This window comes from Marinactinospora thermotolerans DSM 45154, assembly GCF_900167435.1.
Classification (GTDB): Bacteria; Actinomycetota; Actinomycetes; order Streptosporangiales; family Streptosporangiaceae; genus Marinactinospora; species Marinactinospora thermotolerans.
In genome coordinates, this window is record NZ_FUWS01000008.1 from 43,870 (window position 1) to 65,071 (window position 21,202).

Sequence of the window (21,202 nt, forward strand, 5' to 3'; positions counted from 1 at the left end):
CGACACCACCCCCGCCGGTCGGACCGCGGCGGTTCCGACGCGGGACACTGCCAGAGCAACCCCGTGGGGAAGACGACGAGGAGACACCCGAGTGAGCACGACCTTCGACGAACTGTGGAGCGGACTGCACCCCATCGGCCGGAACCGCGCGGGGGGCGGCTACCGGCGTTTCTCCTGGACCCCCGCCGACGCCGAGGCCCGCGCCTGGTTCACCGCCGAGGCCCGCGCGCGCGGGCTGAGGGTGGAGACCGACCGCAACGGCAACCTGTGGGCCTGGTGGGGCGAGCCCGCTCCCGGCGCCGTCGTCACCGGCTCCCACCTCGACTCGGTGCCCGACGGGGGCCCCTTCGACGGGCCCCTTGGAGTGGCCGGTGCCCTGGCGGCCGTCGACCTGCTCAAGGAACGGGGGTTCACCCCCTCCCGGCCCATCGCCGTCACCGTCTTCGTCGAGGAGGAGGGGGCCCGCTTCGGGGTCCCCTGCCTGGGAAGCCGGCTGCTGACCGGTGCCATCGCGCCCGAGCGCGCCCGCGGCCTCGCCGACGCCGACGGCGTCACCTGGGCCTCGGCGGCGGCCAGAGCCGGGGTCGACCCGGAACGGATCGGCGCCGACCCCGAGCGTCTCGCGCTGATCGGGACGTTCGTGGAACTCCACATCGAACAGGGCCGCGCGCTGGCGGGACTGGACGCGCCCGTCGGGGTCGCCGGCGCGGTGTGGCCGCACGGACGCTGGCGGCTGGACTTCACCGGGCAGGCCGACCACGCCGGGACCACGCGGCTGGCCGACCGCAACGACCCCATGCTGCCGTTCGCCGAAACCGTGCTCGCCGCCCGTTCGGGCGCCGAGGCCTACGACGCGGTCGCGACGATCGGACGGGTCCAGGTGACCCCCAACGGGACCAACGCCATCCCCTCCCGGGTGCGCGCCTGGCTGGACGCCCGGGCGCCCGAGGACGTGACGTTGCGCGCGCTCGTCGAACACGTCAACGAGGTCGCGCGGCGCAGCTCGGTCCAGCACGGTGTCGCGCTGGCCAGCTACCAGGAGTCGTTGACCCCCATCGTGAAGTTCCAGACCGATCTGCGGGACCGCGTCGCCGCGATCGTCGGGGGCGCCCGACCGGCTCCGGTGCTGGCCACCGGGGCCGGCCACGACGCGGGCGTGCTCGCCGCCGCCGTGCCCACGGCGATGCTGTTCGTGCGCAATCCCACCGGGGTCTCCCACGCCCCCGAGGAGAGCGCGGAACGGGCCGACGTGCACGCCGGGGTGGTGGCGCTGGCCGACGTCCTCGCCGACCTGGCCGGTACGGGATGACCGGCCGCGCGGGCCCCGGCGCCCGCTACTGGTGCGCGTGGGCGTGGAGCGGGCAGGGGGAGAACCCGATCGAGTCGGCCGTGCTCGTCGACGTCGGAGCCGACGGCCTGATCGCCGACGTCACCACGGGGGTGCCCGCCCCGCCCGGTGTCCCACGGCTGGCCGGCCTGACGCTTCCGGGCATGGCCGACGTCCACTCGCACGCCTTCCACCGGGCGTTGCGCGGACGCACCCATGGGGGCACCGGGTCGTTTTGGACCTGGCGCGAGCAGATGTACCGGGTCGCCGCCCGGCTCACCCCGGACTCCTACCATCGGCTCGCCCGCGCGGTCTACGCCGAAATGGCCCTGGCCGGGATCACCTGCGTGGGGGAGTTCCACTACCTGCACCATGGACCCGACCGGACCCGCTACGACGACCCCAACGCGATGGCGCTCGCGCTCGTCGCCGCGGCGGGTGACGCCGGCATCCGCATCACCCTGCTCGACACCTGTTACCTGACCGGCGGCCTGGGGCCCGACGGACGCCACCTGCCCTTGGCGGGGCCCCAGGAGCGGTTCGGCGACGGTGACGCCCACGCCTGGGCCGAACGGGTCTCCCGGCTGCGTCCCGAGGGCGGCCACGCCCGCGTGGGGGCCGCGGTGCACTCGGTGCGCGCGGTCCCCCGCGCCCAGATCCCCGTCGTGGTCGAATGGGCGCGCGCGGCCGACGCGCCGCTGCACGTCCACCTCTCGGAACAGCCGGCCGAGAACGAGGCGTGCCGGGCCGCCACCGGCCTCACCCCCGCGGGAGTGCTCGCCGACGCCGGCGCGCTGGGGCCCGCCACCACCCTGGTGCACGCCACCCATCTCACCGACAGCGACGTGGGAGCGATCCGGGCCTCGGGGACGACGGTGTGCCTGTGCCCGACGACCGAACGCGACCTGGCCGACGGCCTGCCGCGCACGGCGGACCTCGTCGCCGGGGCCGGCGGCGACCCCGGGGTCCGTCTCACGCTGGGCACCGACGCCCACGCCCAGATCGACATGTTCGAGGAGATGCGCGCGGTGGAGCTGCACGAGCGGCTGCGCACCGGACGGCGCGGGACGCTGCGCGCCGCAGAGCTGGGCCGGGCGGCCATGGCCTCCGGGCACGCCGCGCTGGGCTGGACGCGGCACGGGGAGCCGCCGGCCGGCGTGATCCGGCCGGGGGCGCGAGCCGACCTCGTCGTCCTCGACCTCGACGGCGTCCGGCTGGCCGGGACGGATCCCGCGCGCGCCGCCGAGGCCGCCGTGTTCGCCGCGACCTCGGCCGACGTCCGCCACGTCATGGCGGACGGGCGCTGGATCGTCCGAGACGGCCGGCACACGATGATCCCCGACGCCGCCGAGCTTCTGGACGCCGCGATCAAGGAGGTACACGCATGACCACCACGTCGACCCCTGTCCCCCGATCGTTGCTCGTCGACCGGATCGGCGTGCTCGTCACCAACGACCCCGGGGCGGGGGAGGGGCGGCTGGGGCGGATCCTTGACGCCGCGCTGGTCGTCGAGGAGGGGCGGGTGGCCTGGACGGGGCCGGCCGGCCGCGCTCCGGCCGCCGATGCGCGGGTGGACGCGGCCGGGCGCTGCGTCGTGCCGGGCTTCGTCGACAGCCACTCCCACATCGTGTTCGCGGGCGACCGCGGCGCGGAGTTCGCGGCGCGGATGGAGGGGCGCGCCTACGAGGCGGGTGGCATCCGGTCCACGGTGGCCGCCACCCGCGCCGCCTCCGACGACGCCCTTCTCGCCAGGGCCACCGAGCTGCTGGGCGAGGCCCGCGCCCAGGGGACCACGACCCTGGAGATCAAGTCGGGCTACGGGTTGACCGTCGCCGACGAGGAACGCGCGCTGCGCGTGGCGGCGCGCCTCACCGAGGAGGTGACCTTCCTCGGCGCCCACGTCGTGCCCCAGGAGTACGCCGCCGACCCCGCGGGCTACGTCGATCTGGTCACCGGGCCGATGCTGCGGGCCTGCGCGCCACACGCCCGCTGGATCGACGTGTTCTGCGAGCGGGGCGCGTTCGACGAGGAGGCGGCCCGGCGGGTGCTGACCGCCGGGCGCGAACACGGGCTGCTCGCCCGGGTCCACGGCAACCAGCTCGGCCCGGGGCCGGGGGTCGGTCTCGCCGTGGAGCTCGGGGCCGCCTCGGTGGACCACTGCACCTACCTCGACGGCGCCGACATCGCCGCGCTCGCGGATCCGGCCTCCTCGACCGTGGCGACCCTGCTGCCCGGCGTGGACTTCTCCACCCGCGCCCCCTATCCGGACGCGCGGGCCCTGCTGGACGCGGGCGCGACCGTCGCCCTGGCCACCGACTGCAACCCCGGTTCCTGTTTCAGCACGAGCATGGCGCTGTGCATCGCCCTGGCCGTGCGCGAGATGCGCATGACCCCGGACGAGGCGCTGTGGGCCGCCACCGAGGGAGGCGCCCGGGCGCTGCGCCGTGACGACATCGGGCATCTGCGGGTGGGCGCCCGCGCCGACCTGGTGCTGCTGGAGGCCCCCGACCCGCTCTACCTCGCCTACCGGCCGGGAGTCCCCCAGGTCGCGGCGGTCTGGAAGGACGGGGAGCGGGTCGCCGGCCGGGCGTGAGGCCCCGTCCGATCGGCGAACCGACACGGGAAACAGGCCCTAACACCGCCGTAGCGCCGTGGAAACCTTGTCCGCTCATCCTTGGACATGGCACGACGAAAGCCATCGAAAAGGGCGGAAGTCCTCTTCGGGGCGTGGCCACCGACCGAGGGGAAGACATGAGCCTGTGGCGCATCCGGACCGTCGTCGAGGACCGACCCGGCCAACTCGCCGATGTCGTGGACGCCATGGCGGCGCACGGGGGCAACGTCGTGGGCCTGTCGATCCACGCCGACGCGGCCGGCGTCGTCGACGAGTTCGTGGTGGACGTCCGCGACGACCACAGGGCCATGCTGGCCGAGGTGGCCCGGCGCAGCGTCACCGACAGCGTCGTCGCCGTCGCGGCCCACCCGCGCGAGGTGGGCGACGACGTCACCCGGGCCCTGCTGCTCACCGCCCGGCTGCGCTCGACCCCCAACCTGCTCCCCGAAGCGCTGCGCGAACTCCTGCTCGCCGACGAGGCCTCCTGGACCAACCCGGGCCGTCCGGTCGCGGAGTTCCCCGAGGAGCCGGAGACGACGCTGGTCGTCCCTGTGGGGCCGTTGCGCGGGGTGCGGCTCAGGCGCGCCGACCGCCCCTTCACCTGGACCGAGTCGGCCCGGGCCGACGCCCTGGTCCGTTCGGTGCTGCCGCCGACCGGGCCCGCTCCCACCAACGGGTCGATGGTCACCCACCGTGGCATCGAGCTGTTCGTCCACCAAGTGGGCGGCGCCGACGCCGACGCGGTGCAGCGGTTGCACCGCCGTTGCACGCCGGAGACGACCCGGCGCCGCTACTTCTCCAGCCTGCGCGAGCTGGCCCCCCGGATGCTCGACGTCTTCTGCGACCCCGACCGCGGGCTGACCCTGGCCGCCCGCCCGTCGCGGGCCCGGGAACCGGTCGCCCTGGCCCACCTCATGTACACCCTGGACCCGGGGGTGGGCGAGGTCGCCTTCCTCGTGGAGGACTCCTGGCAGGGCAACGGCGTGGGGACCAGCCTGGCCCGGGCGCTCACCGCCATCGCCGCCGACTGGGGCCTGGCGGAGGTGCGGGCCGAGATCGCCGCGGCCAACCTGCCGATGCAGCGGATCATGCGACGCCTCGGCGCGACGCTGCGCCCGCCGGTGGAGGGGGTGGTCCAGGCCCGCCTGCCCGTCGCCGGCACCGTCGTCTCCCGCCGGCCGGGACGCCTCATGACGCTGATGACCCAGGCCGGGGCGGCGGGGCGGAGCACGCCGGACGTCCGGCGCTGAAACCACCGGAGGCCGGCCCGCCAGGGGCGGGGCCGGCCTCCGGGAACGAGGTAGCGGTCAGGCGGTGCCGGCACCGTCCGTGGTGGACTTCTGGTCCGCCTGGGCCAGCAGGCTCTTGCGGCGGCCGTAGGCGAAGTACACGACGACGCCGATCGCCATCCACACGATGAACCGGATCCAGGTGTCCACGGTCAGGTTGAGCATCAGCCAGACACAGGCCAGCGCGGCGATGATCGGCAGGACCGGGACGAACGGGGCCCGGAAGGAGCGCGGCAGGTCCGGACGGGTCCGGCGCAGCACGATCACCCCGATCGACACCACCACGAAGGCGAAGAGCGTCCCGATGTTGACCATCTCCTCCAGGGCGGCGATCGGCACGAAACCGGCCAGGACCGCCACGGCGACGGTGGTGATGATCGTCATGATGTAGGGGGTCCCAAAGCGCGGGTGCGTCTTGGACAGGCCGCGCGGCAGCAGACCGTCACGCGACATCGCGAAGGCCACCCGCGACTGTCCCATCATCAGCACCAGGATGACGGTGGTGATGCCGATGACGCCTCCCAGCGAGATCAGCGTCCCGGCCCAGTCCGCGCCGACCGCGCGGAAGGCCTCCGCCAGCGGGGCGTCGGAGTTCAGCTCGGAGTAGGGGCGCATGCCGGTGACGACGGCGGCGACGGCCATGTACAGGACCGTGACGATGATCAGCGACCCGAAGATGCCGATGGGCATGTCGCGCTTGGGGTTCTTCGTCTCCTCGGCCGTCGTCGCGACGATGTCGAACCCGATGAAGGAGAAGAACACGACCGATGCGGCGGCGATGACGCCCCACAGGCCGAACTGGCTGGGCTCCAGGCCCAGCAGGACCTGGGTGAGCGGGGTGTGGCCGATCGAGTCGGTCTCGGCGGGGGCCGGCTGTGCGGGCGGCACGAACGGGACCCAGTTCGCCGTCTTCACGTAGAACATGCCGACGACGATGATGAACAGGACGATCCCGACCTTGATCGCGACGATCACCGCGGAGATCCGGCCGGACAGCTTGGTCCCGAGCAGCCCCAGCACACCCAGGAGGATGACGATGAACATCGCCCCGAAGTTGACGGAGTAGCCGTTGTCCAGTGTCAGGGAAGTGGGGACGCCCAGAAGGTCTCCGGCGTAGCCCGACCAGCCGACCGCGACGACCGAGGCCGCCAGGGTGAACTCCAGGACCAGGTCCCAGCCGATGATCCAGGCGACGAACTCGCCCAGGCTGGCGTAACCGAAGGTGTAGGCGCTCCCCGCGACGGGGACGGTCGAGGCGAACTCCGCGTAGCACATGGCGGCCAGGGCACAGACCAGGCCGGCGATCAGGAACGACACCACGATCGCGGGTCCGGCGTTCACCGCCGCCTGTCGTCCGGTGACGACGAAGATGCCCGTGCCGATGATGACGCCGATACCGAAGACGATGAGGTCGAATCCGGTGAGGTCCTTACGGAGCCGGTGCCCCGGTTCGTCGGTGTCCCTGATGGACTGCTCGATGCTTTTCGTGCGCCAGATGCTCAATGACAGACTCCAGCCCCCGTTGCCGGCCCTCGTGAGGCCGTGTAGCGAGATCGATGTGCCGCGCGAGCATACTCCCATCCGAAAGGTTTACTAAAGTCCGACGTGAAGCACTGTTGCCGCAAAATCAACCTGTTGACCGAAAATATCAGTACAACATGTGATCACTCACTTGCGTAGCGTCGCGGCCGTGGTCCGGTCGAACCCGGGCGTATCGGCGCCATCGCCTGTCGGACAGGGGATGGGGAGGCGGGGGTGGAGGAGGTGCGGACGGCGGGGAATCCTCGCGGGAAAGACGGCCGAACGCGGGGAAGATCACGTGCCCCGATTAGGTGAGGTGAAGACCGCGCCGGGGGCTCGCCCACGCGAAACGGCCGGCGCCCCGGTGGGGCGCCGGCCGTGGGGTCTCATCCGCGCGTCGGTGTGGCGGAGGCGTGGCGCGGTGGCACCGCGGTCACGTCCGCGTCACGGGATCATCGCCGGTCGAGGGCGGGCGGTCGAGGCCGCGCCGGATCCCGTGCTGAGGTCGCCGGTGAGGGCGATGCTCAGGCGTCGGCCGGCTCGGCGGCGGGGCTCTCCTCGGAGGAGGCGGGGGAGTCGGCCTTGGGGGCGCTGTCCTCGGTCTTGGGCTTGGTCGTCGCGCGGCGCTTCTTCACCGGGCGGGAGTAGTCGAACAGCGGCTCGAAGCGGGTGTCGTACTCCTTCTTGCAGTCGCTGCAAGCGTCGACCTCGCGCACGGCGCCGTCCCAGGCGAACTGGATGACCTCAGTCGCCTCGACCTTCTCGTCCCGGACGGCGTGCGGATCGCAGTATTTGCGCGTGAAGACCTCGGTGACCACGGCAGTGGCTTCCCTTCGGTAGTCGGGGTGGATACTGGCGCCAAAATCATACACGCGTTCGAATGGGCGGCGCGGGACCGAAAAGGGTGCACGGTGCATGAACGGCCGTGGTCGTCTGGGTGAGCCTAGCGAAAGCGGGGCGTGTTCATGGTGGGAAGGACGTGAGGTGAAGGCGTTCCGTGTCACATTCGTTTATTCGTGAATGCGAGGCGTGGCCGGCGGGTCGCTCATAGGTTATATTTTTCCAGGAAGATACTTCCTGCTTCTCGGTTGGGTGGACGCCGCACACTCCTGTTCCCGCCGGGATCGCTCCAGTCAACCTCGGAGGGTTCAGACGATGAACGAACGGAACACGCTCGCCGACGTCGCGCTGCTCATCGGACGGGTCGCCGTCGGCCTGGTCTTCGCCGCCCACGGATGGCAGAAGATCGCCACCGGTCCCGATGGTGTCGCCCAGATGTTCGCCGGAATGGGGATTCCGCTTCCGGAGGTGGCGGCGCTGGTCGCCATCCTGATCGAGTTCGCCGGAGGGATCGCCCTGGTCGTCGGCTTCGCGTTGCCGGTGGTGGGGGTCCTCCTCGCGGCCCAGATGGCGGCCGCCTACGTCTTCGCCCACGTCGGCGACCCGCTGCTCGGCGGGTACGAACTGCCGCTCGTCCTGGGCGCCGCGGGCCTGGCGCTCGGTTTCGCGGGAGGCTCCCTCACCCTTGACCGGCTGCTGCCCTGGGGGCGCAAGCGTCATGCCCCCGCCGGGGCGGCCGCCTGACGAGCGCCGACGTCCAAGAGCGCCTGCGTCCACCGGGACGCAGGCGCTTCATGTTTCTTCATGTTTTTTCGTGACGAAAGGGGTGGTGTTCGCGGGAGTTGTCGGAGAGAGTCCACCTGTGCAACATCTGGCCGCAATTCGGAGTCAAACCGGGACTCTGAGTATCGAGGCCGCCGCATCCCCGAGTGGACGGAAACGATGCATGGCTCCACACACCTCTCCCATCCCGCCATCCCGACGTACCTTTCTCACCCTCACCGGGATCAGCACGGCAGCCTTCGCTCTGGGAACAGGCGCCCCGACACACGCAGCCCCGCTCTCCTCCCGTGTCCCCGCCGACCCCTTCCGGCTCGGGGTCGCCTCGGGTGACCCCACCCCGGACGGTTTCGTCCTGTGGACCCGCCTGGCGCCCGAACCACTCGCGGAGGACGGGCACGGTGGCATGCCCCAAAGGAACATCACCGTCGAGTACGAGGTGGCCGAGGACGCGTCCTTCCGCAGGATCGTCCGTCGCGGGCGGGCGGTCGCCTCCGCCGAACTCGCCCACTCCGTACACCCCGAGGTGAACGGTCTGGACCCCGACCGGGAGTACTTCTACCGGTTCCGCGCGGGGCGCGAGATCAGCCCGGTCGGACGCACCAGGACCACCCCCTCCCGCAGGGGGCGCACCGGATCGATCACCTTCGCCATGGCCTCCTGCCAGGCCTGGTACCACGGCCACTACACGGCCTACCGCGACATGGCCGAGCAGGACCTCGACCTCGTCCTCTTCCTCGGCGACTACATCTACGAGTACGGCATCACCCCGGCCAACCTGTGGCGGCAGGGAACGGGGGAGCTCGGTACCGCGCACGCGGCGGCGACCATCACGCTCGAGCAGTACCGGCTCCGCTACGCCCTCACCAAATCCGACCCCCACCTCCAGGCGGCGCACGCCCGCGCGCCGTGGCTGGTCACCACCGACGACCACGAGGTGGAGAACAACTACGCCGACGAGGTCTCCCAGTACGGCGTCGGCCCGCAGGACTTCCTGCGCCGCCGCGCCGTCGCCTACCGCGCCTGGTACGAGAACCAGCCGCTGAGCAAGACCTCCCTGCCCAGCGGCCCCGACATGCGGCTGTACCGCCGGGTCAGGTACGGACGGCTCGCCGAGTTCAACGTGCTCGACACCCGCCAGTACCGCGACGATGTCCCCTCGGACGGCGGAACGCCGGGAGGCGAACACACCGACCCGCAGCGCTCCATCCTGGGCACCGAGCAGGAGGAGTGGCTCTACCAGGGGCTCCGCCGCAGCGACGCCACCTGGAACGTCATGGCCCAGCAGGTCGTCATGGCCTCCATCGACCGCAACACCGGCGCCGGTGTCACCTACAGCATGGACCAGTGGGACGGGTTCAGCGCCAACCGGCAGCGCCTGTTCGACACGCTTACCCGGCACAAGGTCGCCAACCCGCTCGTGCTCACCGGTGACATCCATCGGCACGCCGCGGCCGAACTCAAGGCCGACTTCACCGACCCGGACTCCGCGACGATCGGCACCGAGCTGGTGACGACCTCCATCGCCTCCGACGGGGACGGCGCCGACAGCGACAACCTGGCCCCCATCTGGCTGGGCAACCCCCACGTCCGGCTCTACAACGCCCGGCGCGGCTACGTCCAGGTCGAGATGACGAGGGAAGCGGTGACGTCGGACTTCAAGGTCATCGACCACATCGAATCGGACGACAACGGAAAGGTCAGCACGGCCGCCCGGTTCGTCACGGAGGCCGGCCGTCCCGGTCTGGAGCAGGTGGTGGGAGGAGCACAGTGAGCCGTAAGCCCCCGACCGTCGACGGTCTCAGCACCCAGGGCCGGATCGGCGCGATCGACCTGACGTGGGAGCTCACCGACTGGGAGCCCCTGGTCGACCACTACGCGATCCACGCCTCGCACAGCGCCGAGGTGGACCTCTCCGCGGAGACGCTGATCGGTAAGACCGTCTACGGCAGGTTCACCCACGACACCCTCGGCCCCGAGGCGGTGACGAGGTACTACAGCATCGTCACCGTGGACGCGGCGGGGCGGCGCAGTCGTCCCTCCAGGGCGGTGGCGGGCACCTCGACCGCCTCCATGGTGGTGACGGGGACACCCATCGCGCAGGTCGGGGAGTTCGACTCCAAGAGCCTGGAACTGGCCCTGGCCCCCTCGGGGGGACAGAGCGGCTACCGCACCGCCTTCCCCAACGGCGTGGACTTCACCTACGGCACGAGCGACCCCGCCCGTGACTGGAGCTACCTCCACCCGGGCCCCTCCGACGCGTGGGGCGGGCGGACGCGGCACACCTTCCGGCTGCGTTTCTCGCTGGAGGAGGAGGCGCGCCGGCTGGGACTGGCCATCTGGCTCATCGACACCCACGCCTCCCTGGCCGGCACGGCGACGATCTCGGTCAACGGCACCGAGGTCACCGAGGTGGAGTTCCGCGGCGGCGGCACCCGCGGGTCCCTGGAGGGCGACGCCACCGTGCCCGGAACCGCGCTGCGCCCCTCGTTCGTGGAGCTGGAACTGCCGGCGGAGGAGTTCGCGGTCGGCGAGAACGCCGTCGCGATCACCAAGAACTCCGGATCCTGGCACGCCTATGACGCCGTTGGCGTGTTCGCGCTCGACCAGGGGAGATGAGGCCGGCCCGCCGTCCCCTCAGGTGGGGGGACGGCGGGCCGGGCGCACCGGGGAGCCGGTTCTCACAGCGTCCGGGCGAAGGGGTCCCAGTCCTCGGGCAACGGAGTGGGAGCGGAGAACCCGCTCTCCACGGTGACGAACTCGCCGCTGTCGATGGAGGTGTGGATCGCGTGCATCGTCTCCAGCACGTGCAGCGCCACCTCCCCCGAGGCGCGCGGGGACGCGCCGGCGCGGACCGCGCGGGCCAGCTCCAGCACGCCGATGCCGCGGGTGGCGGTGGTGCCGGTGCTGGGCAACGCGCTCCAGTCGTCGCTGAACGGGGGACGCAGCCGCAGCGTCCCGTCGAACCGGTTGGGGTCGGGCACCTCCAAGGTCGCCTCGCTCCCCGTCACCTCGACGAAGCCGGCCCGCAACAGGGGGGAGTCGAAGGAGATCACCATGGTGGCGGCCGGGCCGTCCCGGTACTCCACGAGCGCCGACACGTGCGTGGGCACCTCGACCTCGAAGACGCTTCCGGCCCGCGGTCCCGACCCGATCGTGCGGTGGGTCCGGCTCCTGCGGCCCACGGCCGCCACCCGTGTCACCGGGCCGAACAGCCAGGCCAGCAGGGTCAGGTAGTAGGGACCCATGTCGAACAGGGGGCCGGCCCCGCGCCGGAACAGGAACTCCGGGTCGGGGTGCCACGACTCCGGTCCGGGGGTCTGCATCAGCGTCAGCGCGGTCGCGGGGACGCCGATCCGCCCGTCGGCGACCAGGCGCGCCGCGCTCTGGGCGCCGGCGCCCAGAACGGTGTCGGGGGCGCATCCCACGGCGACGCCCGCCTCCGCGGCGCGGAGCAGCAGGGTCCGGGCCGACTCGGGGTCGGTGGTCAGGGGTTTCTCGCTCCACACGTGCCGTCCCGCGGCGATCGCGGCGTGGGACACCTCGGCGTGGGCCGCGGGAATGGTCAGGTTGACGACGATCTCGACGTCGGGGTGGGTGTAGGCGGTCTCGGGCGGGCCCCACACGGGCACGCCGTGCTCCTCGGCGCGGGCGCGCGCCCGCTCGGGATCGAGGTCGGCGCAGACGAGCACGTCGAGATCGGGAAACGAGGTGAGGTTGCGCAGGTACTCCACGCTGATGGTGCCGCAGCCGACCACGGCGACGCCGACGCCCATCACGCCTCTCCCACGCCGGCGAGGTCGTTGCGGACCAGCCAGTCCAGGCTGTCACCGACGGCGGTGAGAACGTCCCCGGCGCAGTGGTCGAGTTCGACGATGTGCCACTCGGCCCGTGAGGCGGCCAGGACCCGGGCGATCGGCATGCGGCCGGAGCCCACCGCCGTCATCGGCTCCTCCCTGTTGACGGGGCCGTCCTTGACGTGCAGGTAGCGTGCCCGGTCACCGAGCCGTTCGAGCAGGGGAGGCGCCGCCACGCCGCCCACGGCCGCCCAGTAGACGTCCACCTCCAACAGGACGTCCGGGTCGAGCAGGTCGACGAGCGCCTCCAGCGCGGGCCGGCCGTCGATCCGGGTGGAGAGCTCGAAGTCGTGGTTGTGGTATCCGAGCCGCAGACCGCGCCGGCGCGCCGCGGCGGCGGCCGCGTTGAGGTCGGCGGCCAGGTCCCGCAGGGCGGCGGCGTCGAGGAAGCGCTCGGGGGGCTGGAAGGGGACGATGACGGTGTCGGCTCCGACCGTGGTCGCGCCGGCGAACGCCGCGTCGCGCGTGTCGGGGTCCAGTGCCGGGGCGTGGACCGAGCACACGGTCAGTCCGGCGGCGTCGAGGTCGGCGCGGAGTCCGGCGGGGTCGGTGACGACGTCGAAGGGTTCGACGGCGCGGTAGCCGAGGCCGGCCACGGCGCGCAGGGTCGCGGCCCGGTCCTGGGCGAGGCGATCGCGGAGCGTGTAGAGCTGGACGGCGGGCGGATTGGGAGCGGTCACGTCGGTGTCCCCTGTTCTCGCGGCCTTACGGTCCGTTGACGAGTGTGCGGGAGCGCTCCCGAACGAGCAAGGAAGAAAACCGCCTCCGGCCGCTGCCGGCGGGGATCTCCGTGCGCACCGAATTCCGGCCGGATACCGAGACGGGTTGCCGATCAGCTGGAAACCGGTACCGCGAGACAGGGGCCGGCGGCGTGGTGGACCCTCCGGCGCGGGGCGGGGGAAGGGGCGGACGAGCGCGGCCGCCGGCCGGTGCCGGAGGCCGGGAGGCGCGGCCCGCTTCCCGCGCCGCGGGACCTCGGCGGCCTCCCCGCGCCGTCCGCGGGGAGGTGAGCGTCGGGCGCCGCGCGGCGCCCGACGTGAGGGGGTCAGTCGAAGATCTCGTCCAGGAAGCTCTTCTGGCGCCTACGACGTTCGCCCTGGTAGTCGTCGTCCTGGGCGTAGGCGATCTCGGGGGCCTCCTCGCGGCGGCGCCGGCCGCCCCGGTACTCGGCGCCGGTCTCGTAGCCGCGGCTCCAGCGGTGCTCGGCCTCCAGGAGCTGTTCCAGCTCGCCGCGGTCGAGGAAGATGCCGCGGCACTTCTGGCACTGGTCCACGGTCACGCCGACGAGGTTCTGCCGGGTGAGGGAACCCGGGCATTTGGGGCAGTTGAGTTCGTTCATGATCAATTGGATAGCGCACCCGTGGGGCGTGGTCCACCGGAATCGGGAACCCGGCGGGGTCGTTCCCCTCACCCTTCCGACCCTTCGGGAGGGGCGCGGCGATCGCCGGGGGACGACGCCTCATCCCCGGGAGAGCGCCCGCGCGAGGACGTCGACCAGCGCGCGAGCCCCCTGCGCCGACGGGTCGAGGTCGGGGTCGTAGATGGTCAGGTCCAGGCCGGTCGCCCCCGGCGCGGCCACCAGCGCGGCCAGCAGGTCGGCGAGCTGGTCCCAGTCCAGGCCGTCGGGCTCGGGGCTGTCCACCGCCGGCAGCAGCGCGGCGTCGACGATGTCGACGTCGAGGTGGATCCAGAACGCCCCGGTTCCGTCGGGGCCGGCCGCCGCCGTCAACGCGGCCGCCGCGGCCGCGGCCGGATCCTCGCCCACCGCGGGGGCGGGGAGCAGCGTGGCCCCCGCCCCGGCGACCTCGGCCTCGTCCTCGTCACCAGGGCGAAACCCCAGGGCGGCGACTCGGGAGGGCGCGAAGTAGGGCCGGGAGCCGCCCAGCTCGGCGAGGACACCGCCGTGGCCGGTGACCAGTGCCAGGCCCTCACCCGCGCAGGCGCCCACCTCGTCGCTGTTGCCGGGATGGCGGTAGTCCAGGTGCCCGTCGAGGTAGACGAGCCCGTGCCCGCCCTTCCCGGACAGGGCCAGGGCCGCGCCGAGGAGGATGCTGCAGTCGCCGCCCAGCACGACCGGGAACCCGCCCTCCCCGAGGATCGTGGAGATCCGGTCGGCCAGGGAGCGGGTGTAGCCGGCGACCGCCTCCTCGTTGCGGACGACGCCCGGCGTCCAGGCCGCCCGATAGCGCGGTGGCGTCACCACACCGGCGTCACGCGCGCCGAGCCGGGTGAGCAACCCCTGGTCGCGCAGCGCGCCGGGGGCCTTGTGGCAACCGGGCACCGCCCCCTCCTCGGGAGGGCGCAGACCCAGGTTGGAGGGGGCGTCGAGCAGGACGATCGGTTTCACCGGCACCTCGTGGGGACGTCGCGGGGGTGGGCCGGTCCATGATCGCCGGGCGTCCGGCCGCCCGGCAACCCGTTTGCCGTGCGGTCAGGACCCGCCGACCGTCTCCGGCTCCCAGGCGCGTTCCACCACCCGCACCAGCCCCCGGTCGGTGATCTTGACCTGCGGGGACACCGGGAGGGTGAGGGTGGAGACGCTCATGAAGACGTTGCGGTTGTGCCAGCCCCACGCCTCCAGCGCGCCGCGGACCGCGCCGGAGGCCGCCGCCACCTCCTCCGCGGAGCGGTCCGACATCACCCCGCCCACGGGCAGCTCCAGCGTCGCCGGGGGGTGCCCCTCGCGCACCGCGCACATCCCGCCGCCGGCCGCGACCACCGTGCCCGCCGCCTCCCGCAGCGCGGCCGAGGCCGTCGCGATCACCGTGAGGTTGTGGCTGTCGTGGGCGTAGGTGGTGGCGAAGGCGCCGACCCCCAGATCGTGACCGGTGACGGGGGCGAAGGAGGCCCGGCCGCTGCCGGTGTGCCGCTCGAGGACCGCCACGACCGCGGTCCGCCCCTCCCACTCCACGACCCCGTCACGCACCGGCAGCACCACCTCGTCCGGTTCGGTGTAGGTGTCGACGGTGTTGACCCGCATCGCGCGGAAGGCGTGCTCCCCGTCGGGCAGGTCCACCCGCCACACGGCGGCCTCCACCGCCTCGGCGTCCAGGCGCACCGTCCCGGAGAACGGGTTGTCGGCCAGCCGGACGGCCTCCTGCACGGGCCGGGCGTCACGCCCGACGACCACACCGCCGGCGAGGACCAGCGCGGGGGTCAGGTCGGTGAGGGAGCGCAGCAGCACGAGGTCGGCGCGCTTGCCCGGGCTGACCACGCCGCGATCGTGCAGGCCCAGCCGGCGTGCCGGGTGGACGGTGAGCGCGCGCAGCACGGCCAGGGGGGACATCCCCCGCTCCAGGGCGACCGCGCCCACCCGGTCCAGGTGGCCGCGGGACAGGATCGCGTCCACCGCCACGTCGTCGGTGACCAGGCAGAGGTCGGGCAGGTGGGGCAGGCCCAGCAGCGCGTCGACGACCTCGGGGGTCAGGCACTTCTCCTGGAGCATCAGCAGCATGCCCAGGCGGGCCTTCTCCAGGGCGACCTCGGGCGTGTTCTTGCAGTGGTCGGAGTCGATCCCGGCCCACAGGTACTCGCCGAGCTCGGCCCCCGAGAGGTTCGGGCAGTGCCCGTCCAGACGCACCCCGTGCCGCTGCGCGGCCTCGACGATGCCGCGCATCCGCGGATCCCCGGAGACGACCGCGCGGTAGTCCATGACCTCGCCCAGGGTGGTCACGCCCTCCCAGCCGAGCATCTCGTCGATGTCGGCGGCGTCCAGCCGGGCGCCGGCCGTCTCGAACCCGTCGAGCGCGGGGACACAGGAGGGGACCGCCCAGCACATCGTCTGCCGCGTGGCGCGCCCCTGCTCGATCATCCAGGCCTGGGCGTCGCGCCCGGCGACGTTGACGATCTCGTGGGCGTCGGCCAGCACGGTGGTGGTCCCCCGCGGCAGCGTCACCCGCGCGAACTCGGCGGGCGCGACGAGCGAGCTCTCGATGTGCATGTGGGCGTCGATGTAGCCGGGGGCGACGATCAGCCCGGTCGCGTCGATCACCTCGGTCGCGCGCACCGGCGTCCCCGGCGGGAGCACGGCGCGGATCCTCTCCCCGGTGACCGCGACGTCGGCGGCCCAGACCTCGCCGGTCTGGACCGAGACGACACGGCCGCCCCGGAGCAGCAGGTCGACAGGTTCGGGGTGCGTCATGGCGGGTTTCCTCGCAGATAGGTGGGCGGATCAGCGGGCGTAGCCGGTGAGGCGCTCGCAGAGCAGACGGACGAAGGCCGCGGAGTCCACCGACAGGGCGATGCGGGCGCGGCGCGCCCGCTCCGGACGGCGGACGTCGGCCACGAGCGCGCCACGGGTGACCTCGCCGGCGCACTCCACGGTGGCCTCTCCCTCGGCCCAGCCGAGAAGGGCGGGATGGGAGACGGCGGCGACCGCGAGCGCGTCGTGGACCGGGACCGCGGCCACCTCGAAACGCGCCTGGTAGCGCAGCGCGAAGTCGCGCAGCAGCCTTCCGGCGACGCCCGCGGTCGCGGGCAGCGCGGCCAGCCGTTCGGCCTCCTCCAGGGGGAACAGCGCGGCGCGCGTGACGTCGAGCCCCACCACGCGGACCGGCAGCCCCGACGCCAGCACGTACCGGGCGGCCTCGGGGTCGGCGAAGAAGTTGAACTCCGCCGCGGGGGTGACGTTGCCCTGGACGAACGCCGCGCCGCCCATGACGACGATCTCGCGGAAGGCGGGGCCGGCCTGCGGGTGGCGGGCCAGCATCGCCGCGACGTTGGACAGCGGACCCAGCGCGACGAGCGTCAGCTCCCCCGGCGCGGCCAGGGCCTGTTCGGCCAGCCAGTCCACCGCGTGCCCCGCGTGGGAGGGGCGTGGGGTGGCCGATGGCTCCAGGCCGCCCAGCCCGCCCGCCCCGTGGATGGGCTCGTCGGGGATCCGCTCGATCCGGGCCACCGGGCCGGCCAGGCCGGGCACCAGCGGGAGGTCCGCGGGCGCGCCGGCCAGGTCCAGCACCTGTGCCGCGTTGCGCTCGACGTTGGCCAGGGACGTGTTGCCGGCGACCAGGGTCACGCCTCGCACGTGCAGTTCCGGTGAGGCCAGCGCGAGCAGCAGCGCGATCGCGTCGTCCACGCCGGGGTCGCAGTCGATGACGACGGGGATCCGTCCGGCGCTCAACGCGCGACCTCCTCGACGAAGCGGTCCAGCCAGGACGAGCGTTCGCCGGCGATGAGGTCGAGGTCGCCCTGGTGGTAACCAGCCTCGGTCGGGTTCACGGCGGCCTCCCCGGACACCCGGGTCATCAAATCGGTGACCTGCGCGTCGGGGTGGACCGGCTTGTCGTAGATGACCTCGGCGACCTCCGACTGCACCTGCGGGTCCAGCAGGAAGTCGACGAAGGCCTCGGCGCCGGCCCGGTTGGGCGCGCCGTTGACGATCTGGGCGGTGTTGGCCGTCATCAGCCGCCCCTCCTCCGGAAGCGCGAACCCGATGGGCTGGCCGGCCTCGACCGCGTTCATCGCGAAGTTGTCCAGGCTCGGGGCCATCGCGATCTCCCCCCGTTCCAGCAGGCTGGAGACCTCGGTGCTGCTGGAGTAGAACTGGAGGGCGTCCGGGCCGATCGCGGCCAGCCGCTCGAACCCGGTGTCGGCGTCGGTGGGGCCCGAACCGTAGGTCTCGCCGGTGGCCAGGACCATCAGCGGTCCGGCCGACACCGAGATGTCGGGCAGCGCGAACCCGCCCGGGTGTTCGGGGTCCCACAGCGCCCCCCACGAGGTGGGCTCCTCCTCCACCAGGTCGGTCCGGTACATCAGACCGAGCAGCTGGAAGGTGTAGGCGGGACCGTACCCCTCGGGATCGACCGCCCACGGCTGGATCTCGGCCATGTTGGGGACGGTCTCGGGGTCGATCCGCTCGAACAGTCCCATCTCCTTGCCGATGGCCGCGTAGTAGTCGGAGATCAGCACGACGTCGGTGTCGGGCCGCTCCTTGTTGATGCGCAGCTTGGTCAGACGGGTGGCGTTGTTCCCGGTGTCCAGTACGACCTCGATGCCGGTCCGCTCCTCGAACGGTTCGGCCACGACCTCCATGAACTGTTCGGTCGCGAAGGAGAAGGTGCTGACCACGAGGGTGTCGGTGTCGGCCTCGCGGGTCGGCGCGCAGGCGGTCGCCGTGGCGGCCAGGGCGCACAGACCGGCGAGCGCCGCGGTGACGGGGCGCCTCATCGCGCGGCCTCCGCGTCCTCTCCCAGGGTGACGAGGTGGGCGGCGGGCAGCAGCACCCGCACCGCCTCGCCGGGCCGGGGGGCCTCCCCGGGGTGGGCGCACAGCAGCCGCGTGCCGTCGCCGAGACCGTTCGCGTTCACCTCGACCACGCAGTGGCTGCCCTGGTAGGTGACGTTGGTGACGGTGGCCTCCAGCGTCACGCCGGCATCCTCCGGCTCGCCGGAGGACAGCAGGCGCACGTGCTCGGGACGGATCGCCACCGGCCCGTGGCCGGGCAGCACCGGGAAGTTCTCGTAGCCGAGGAAGTCGGCGACGAACCGGCTGGCGGGGCGGGGGAAGACGTCGCGTGGCGCGCCCTCCTGCTCCAGGCGGCCCTTGTTGAGGATGACCATGTGGTCCGACAGTTCCAGCGCCTCGTCCTGGTCGTGGGTGACCAGGATCGCGGTGAGGCCGGTCTCGCGCTGGACGCGGCGCAGTTCGGCCCGCATCTGGACGCGCAACCGGGCATCGAGGTTGGACAGGGGCTCGTCGAGCAGCAGCACCGAGGGGCGGATCGCCACGGCCCGGGCCAACGCGACCCGTTGCTGCTGGCCGCCCGACAGCGCGCCCGGCTTGCGTCCGGCCAGCGCGGACAGGCCGACCAGCTCCAGCGCCTCGCCGGCCCGGGCGGTGACCTCGGTCTTGGCCAGGCCGCGGGCGCGCAGCCCGAAGGCGACGTTGTCGATGATCGTCATGTGCGGGAAGAGCGCGTAGGACTGGAAGACCATGCCGATGTTGCGCTTCTCCGGCGGCGTCTTCGTCGCGTCGGCGCCCTCCAGCAGGATCCGCCCCGAGGTGGGCTGGACGAATCCGGCGATCATCCGCAGGGTCGTGGTCTTGCCGCAACCACTCGGCCCCAGCAGGGTCGTGAACTTACCGCGGGGGACGGCGAGGTCGAGGTCGCTGACCGCGGCGACCGCGTCGCGGGACCGGCCGAAGGCGCGGCTCACCGATTCGAGCTGGACCACGGGGGTCATGTTCTGGCTCTCCTTCCCGGCCACTAGCGGCCGAAGACCTTGTTGAAGCCGACGAGCCGTTCGGTCACGAGGGCGACGGCCACGCTGGCGGCGAGCAGCAGCACGCTCACCGCGGCGACGACGGGGTCGTACGAGGACTGGACGTAGTTGAGCATCTCGACGGGCAGCGTGGAGACGCCCGGCCCGGTGAGCAGCAGTGACAGCGGCACGTTGTTCAGCGACGTGATGAAGGCCAGGATCGCCGCGGAGATGATCCCCGGGCGCATGACCGGCAGCGTCACCTGGAAGAAGGTGCGCAGCGGGCCGGCGCCCAGACCGCGCGCGGCCTCCTCCAGCCGCGGGTCCGACAGTGCCAGCGACGCCCCGACCACCCGCACCGCGTAGGGGAGGAGCAGGACGGTGTGGCCGATGACCAGCGTGGCCAGGGCCGTGATCTGCAGTCCCACCATGAGCTGCTGGAACAGGGCCAGGCCGAGAACCAGCTCGGGCACGATGATCGGGGTGGCGAAGAGGTTCTCCACGACCCCGCGCCCGGGGATCAGTCCTCGTTGCAGCGCCAGCGTGGCCGGGACGCCCAGGGCCAGCGCCAGCACCGTGGACAGCGCCGCGACGACGAGGCTGGTGCCGAGGGAGCTGATGAAGGGCTGGTAGTCCAGCGCGGCGGCGAACCAGCGCAGCGACAGCCCCTCGGGCGGGAAGGTCAGCGTGCTGCCCGCGGTGAAGGCGACGCCGAGCAGGATGACGACCGGCCCGAGCATGATGAGGAAGGCGAGGGCCGTCAGCAGCGACAGCAGGGGGCGGCGGATCACTGGGTGCTTCCCTTCGCGCTCAGCCGGCTGGACAGGGCGCTGACGACGAGCACCAGCACCGTCATGACCAGCGCGACGGCGCTGGCCGCCGGCCAGTCCAGACTGACGTTGACCCTGCTGTAGAGCAGGGTGGACAGGATGCGTTCGCGGGCGCCGCCGAGCAGTTGCGGCGTGGTGAACGCGGTGACCGCCCCGGCGAACACCAGGGTGCAGCCGACCAGTGCGCCGGGCAGCGCCAGCGGGAACACCACCTGGCGGAAGGCCCGGCCCGGGCTGGCGCCGAGGCCGCGGGCCGCCTCCTCCAGCCGTGGGTCCTGCTGGGACAGGCTGGAGTAGCACGACAGGATCATCAGCGGCAGGAAGAGCTGGACCAGGCCGAGGACGATGGCCGTTTCGGTGTAGAGCAGCCGGGACGGCCCCAGGCCCAGCCCCTCGGTGAGGCTGCTGAGCAGCCCGTTGCCGCCGAGCACGACGAGCCAGCCGTAGGTGCGCACGACGGTGTTGAGCATGAGCGGGAAGATCGCCAGGGCCAGGAGCTTGCCCGACCAGCGTGGCGGGACCCGGGAGATGAGGTAGGCGACCGGGAAGCCGAGGACCAGGCAGATGAGCGTGGTCACCACGGCCACGCGGATCGTCCGCGCGATCACCGGGAGCAGGTAGGGGTCGGTCAGCAGCGATCCGGTCTCGCGGGCGACCGTGGCGGGGTCGCCGTCCGGTGGGAAGGCCAGGGTGGCCGCGACCGGGTAGAGGAAACCGAAGAGGAGTACCGCCAGACCGGGTACGAGCAGCGCGAACAGGGTTCCACGCCGGGACAATTCCACCCCCGTGAGGTTGGCGGCCCGGCGCAACCGGGTCGCGGGGTCTGCGGATCTGATCGTCTGATCAGGGGATTCATATGCAAGCGCTACTGCAAGCGCTTGCAACAGCGTAACCTTATACCGGACATAACGCCAAAACGACGCAAAGGGGTAGAGGGTTGGCCGG

The 21,202-nt window shown here is 72.6% G+C and carries 19 protein-coding genes; 7 read left to right on the forward strand and 12 right to left on the reverse strand.

Translation table 11 applies throughout. From position 1 onward, the window contains the following. The first annotated feature begins 91 nt into the window (after nt 1-91). The 4 genes from B5D66_RS15155 to B5D66_RS15170 all read left to right on the forward strand — a co-directional run bounded on the left by B5D66_RS15155 (nt 92) and on the right by B5D66_RS15170 (nt 5,191). On the forward strand, nt 92-1,309 hold the full coding sequence (locus B5D66_RS15155) for an allantoate amidohydrolase (protein WP_235001017.1): 1,218 nt from the start codon (nt 92-94) through the stop codon (nt 1,307-1,309). Next, nucleotides 1,306-2,715 (forward strand): formimidoylglutamate deiminase, encoded by a 1,410-nt coding sequence (locus B5D66_RS15160; protein ID WP_078762398.1) that lies wholly within the window; start codon nt 1,306-1,308, stop codon nt 2,713-2,715. Before B5D66_RS15155 ends, B5D66_RS15160 begins: the two co-directional genes overlap by 4 nt. After that, nucleotides 2,712-3,920, forward strand: a complete 1,209-nt coding sequence (hutI, locus tag B5D66_RS15165) for an imidazolonepropionase (protein ID WP_078762399.1) — start codon at nt 2,712-2,714, stop codon at nt 3,918-3,920. The genes B5D66_RS15160 and hutI overlap by 4 nt, the downstream gene beginning before the upstream one ends. Before the next feature lie 158 nt (nt 3,921-4,078). Beyond that, nucleotides 4,079-5,191, forward strand: a complete 1,113-nt coding sequence (locus B5D66_RS15170) for a GNAT family N-acetyltransferase (RefSeq protein ID WP_078762400.1) — start codon at nt 4,079-4,081, stop codon at nt 5,189-5,191. Between the two features lie 57 nt (nt 5,192-5,248). On the opposite strand, the gene B5D66_RS15175 is transcribed toward B5D66_RS15170, so the two are convergent. After that, the gene (locus B5D66_RS15175) at nt 5,249-6,733 is read right to left on the reverse strand and encodes an amino acid permease (protein ID WP_078762401.1); all 1,485 of its coding nucleotides are present in this window, start codon (nt 6,731-6,733) and stop codon (nt 5,249-5,251) included. Between the two features lie 542 nt (nt 6,734-7,275). After that, complete coding sequence (locus B5D66_RS15180) at nt 7,276-7,569, reverse strand: hypothetical protein (protein WP_078762402.1); 294 nt, start codon at nt 7,567-7,569, stop codon at nt 7,276-7,278. 337 nt (nt 7,570-7,906) lie between these two features. Here B5D66_RS15180 and B5D66_RS15185 point away from each other — a divergent pair, with 337 nt between their 5' ends. From B5D66_RS15185 to B5D66_RS15195, 3 genes are all read left to right on the forward strand, one after another. Then, entirely contained in the window at nt 7,907-8,335 is a 429-nt protein-coding gene (locus B5D66_RS15185; RefSeq protein ID WP_078762403.1) for a DoxX family protein, read from the forward strand. A 202-nt stretch (nt 8,336-8,537) separates the two neighbouring features. After that, nucleotides 8,538-10,145 (forward strand): alkaline phosphatase D family protein, encoded by a 1,608-nt coding sequence (locus B5D66_RS15190; protein WP_078762404.1) that lies wholly within the window; start codon nt 8,538-8,540, stop codon nt 10,143-10,145. Continuing rightward, nucleotides 10,142-10,990 (forward strand): polysaccharide lyase family protein, encoded by an 849-nt coding sequence (locus tag B5D66_RS15195; RefSeq protein ID WP_078762405.1) that lies wholly within the window; start codon nt 10,142-10,144, stop codon nt 10,988-10,990. The genes B5D66_RS15190 and B5D66_RS15195 overlap by 4 nt, the downstream gene beginning before the upstream one ends. Nucleotides 10,991-11,052: 62 nt before the next feature. Here the strand turns inward: B5D66_RS15195 and B5D66_RS15200 are convergent, their stop codons facing one another. The 10 genes from B5D66_RS15200 to B5D66_RS15245 all read right to left on the reverse strand — a co-directional run bounded on the left by B5D66_RS15200 (nt 11,053) and on the right by B5D66_RS15245 (nt 21,141). Then, complete coding sequence (locus B5D66_RS15200; RefSeq protein WP_078762406.1) at nt 11,053-12,147, reverse strand: Gfo/Idh/MocA family protein; 1,095 nt, start codon at nt 12,145-12,147, stop codon at nt 11,053-11,055. Continuing rightward, entirely contained in the window at nt 12,147-12,908 is a 762-nt protein-coding gene (locus tag B5D66_RS15205) for a sugar phosphate isomerase/epimerase family protein (protein ID WP_078762407.1), read from the reverse strand. The genes B5D66_RS15200 and B5D66_RS15205 overlap by 1 nt, the downstream gene beginning before the upstream one ends. A 365-nt stretch (nt 12,909-13,273) precedes the next feature. Beyond that, nucleotides 13,274-13,567, reverse strand: coding sequence for a TFIIB-type zinc ribbon-containing protein (locus B5D66_RS15210; protein ID WP_078762408.1), 294 nt, complete (start codon nt 13,565-13,567; stop codon nt 13,274-13,276). Between the two features lie 120 nt (nt 13,568-13,687). Next, nucleotides 13,688-14,575: an arginase family protein gene (locus tag B5D66_RS15215; protein WP_235001018.1), complete on the reverse strand. Its 888-nt coding sequence runs from the start codon at nt 14,573-14,575 to the stop codon at nt 13,688-13,690. An 84-nt stretch (nt 14,576-14,659) separates the two neighbouring features. Next, the gene (locus B5D66_RS15220) at nt 14,660-16,369 is read right to left on the reverse strand and encodes an adenine deaminase C-terminal domain-containing protein (protein ID WP_078762409.1); all 1,710 of its coding nucleotides are present in this window, start codon (nt 16,367-16,369) and stop codon (nt 14,660-14,662) included. Nucleotides 16,370-16,399: 30 nt separating this feature from the next. Further along, on the reverse strand, nt 16,400-17,347 hold the full coding sequence (locus B5D66_RS15225; protein WP_200813658.1) for a nucleoside hydrolase: 948 nt from the start codon (nt 17,345-17,347) through the stop codon (nt 16,400-16,402). After that, on the reverse strand, nt 17,344-18,393 hold the full coding sequence (locus B5D66_RS15230) for an ABC transporter substrate-binding protein (RefSeq protein ID WP_078762410.1): 1,050 nt from the start codon (nt 18,391-18,393) through the stop codon (nt 17,344-17,346). Before B5D66_RS15230 ends, B5D66_RS15225 begins: the two co-directional genes overlap by 4 nt. Next, the gene (locus B5D66_RS15235) at nt 18,390-19,409 is read right to left on the reverse strand and encodes an ABC transporter ATP-binding protein (RefSeq protein ID WP_078762411.1); all 1,020 of its coding nucleotides are present in this window, start codon (nt 19,407-19,409) and stop codon (nt 18,390-18,392) included. The genes B5D66_RS15230 and B5D66_RS15235 overlap by 4 nt, the downstream gene beginning before the upstream one ends. 23 nt (nt 19,410-19,432) lie before the next feature. After that, nucleotides 19,433-20,218 carry an ABC transporter permease gene (locus tag B5D66_RS15240; RefSeq protein ID WP_235001019.1) on the reverse strand — a complete coding sequence of 262 codons (786 nt, stop codon included), beginning with the start codon at nt 20,216-20,218 and terminating at the stop codon, nt 19,433-19,435. Beyond that, entirely contained in the window at nt 20,215-21,141 is a 927-nt protein-coding gene (locus B5D66_RS15245) for an ABC transporter permease (protein ID WP_235001020.1), read from the reverse strand. The genes B5D66_RS15240 and B5D66_RS15245 overlap by 4 nt, the downstream gene beginning before the upstream one ends. Between the last annotated feature and the right edge of the window lie 61 nt (nt 21,142-21,202).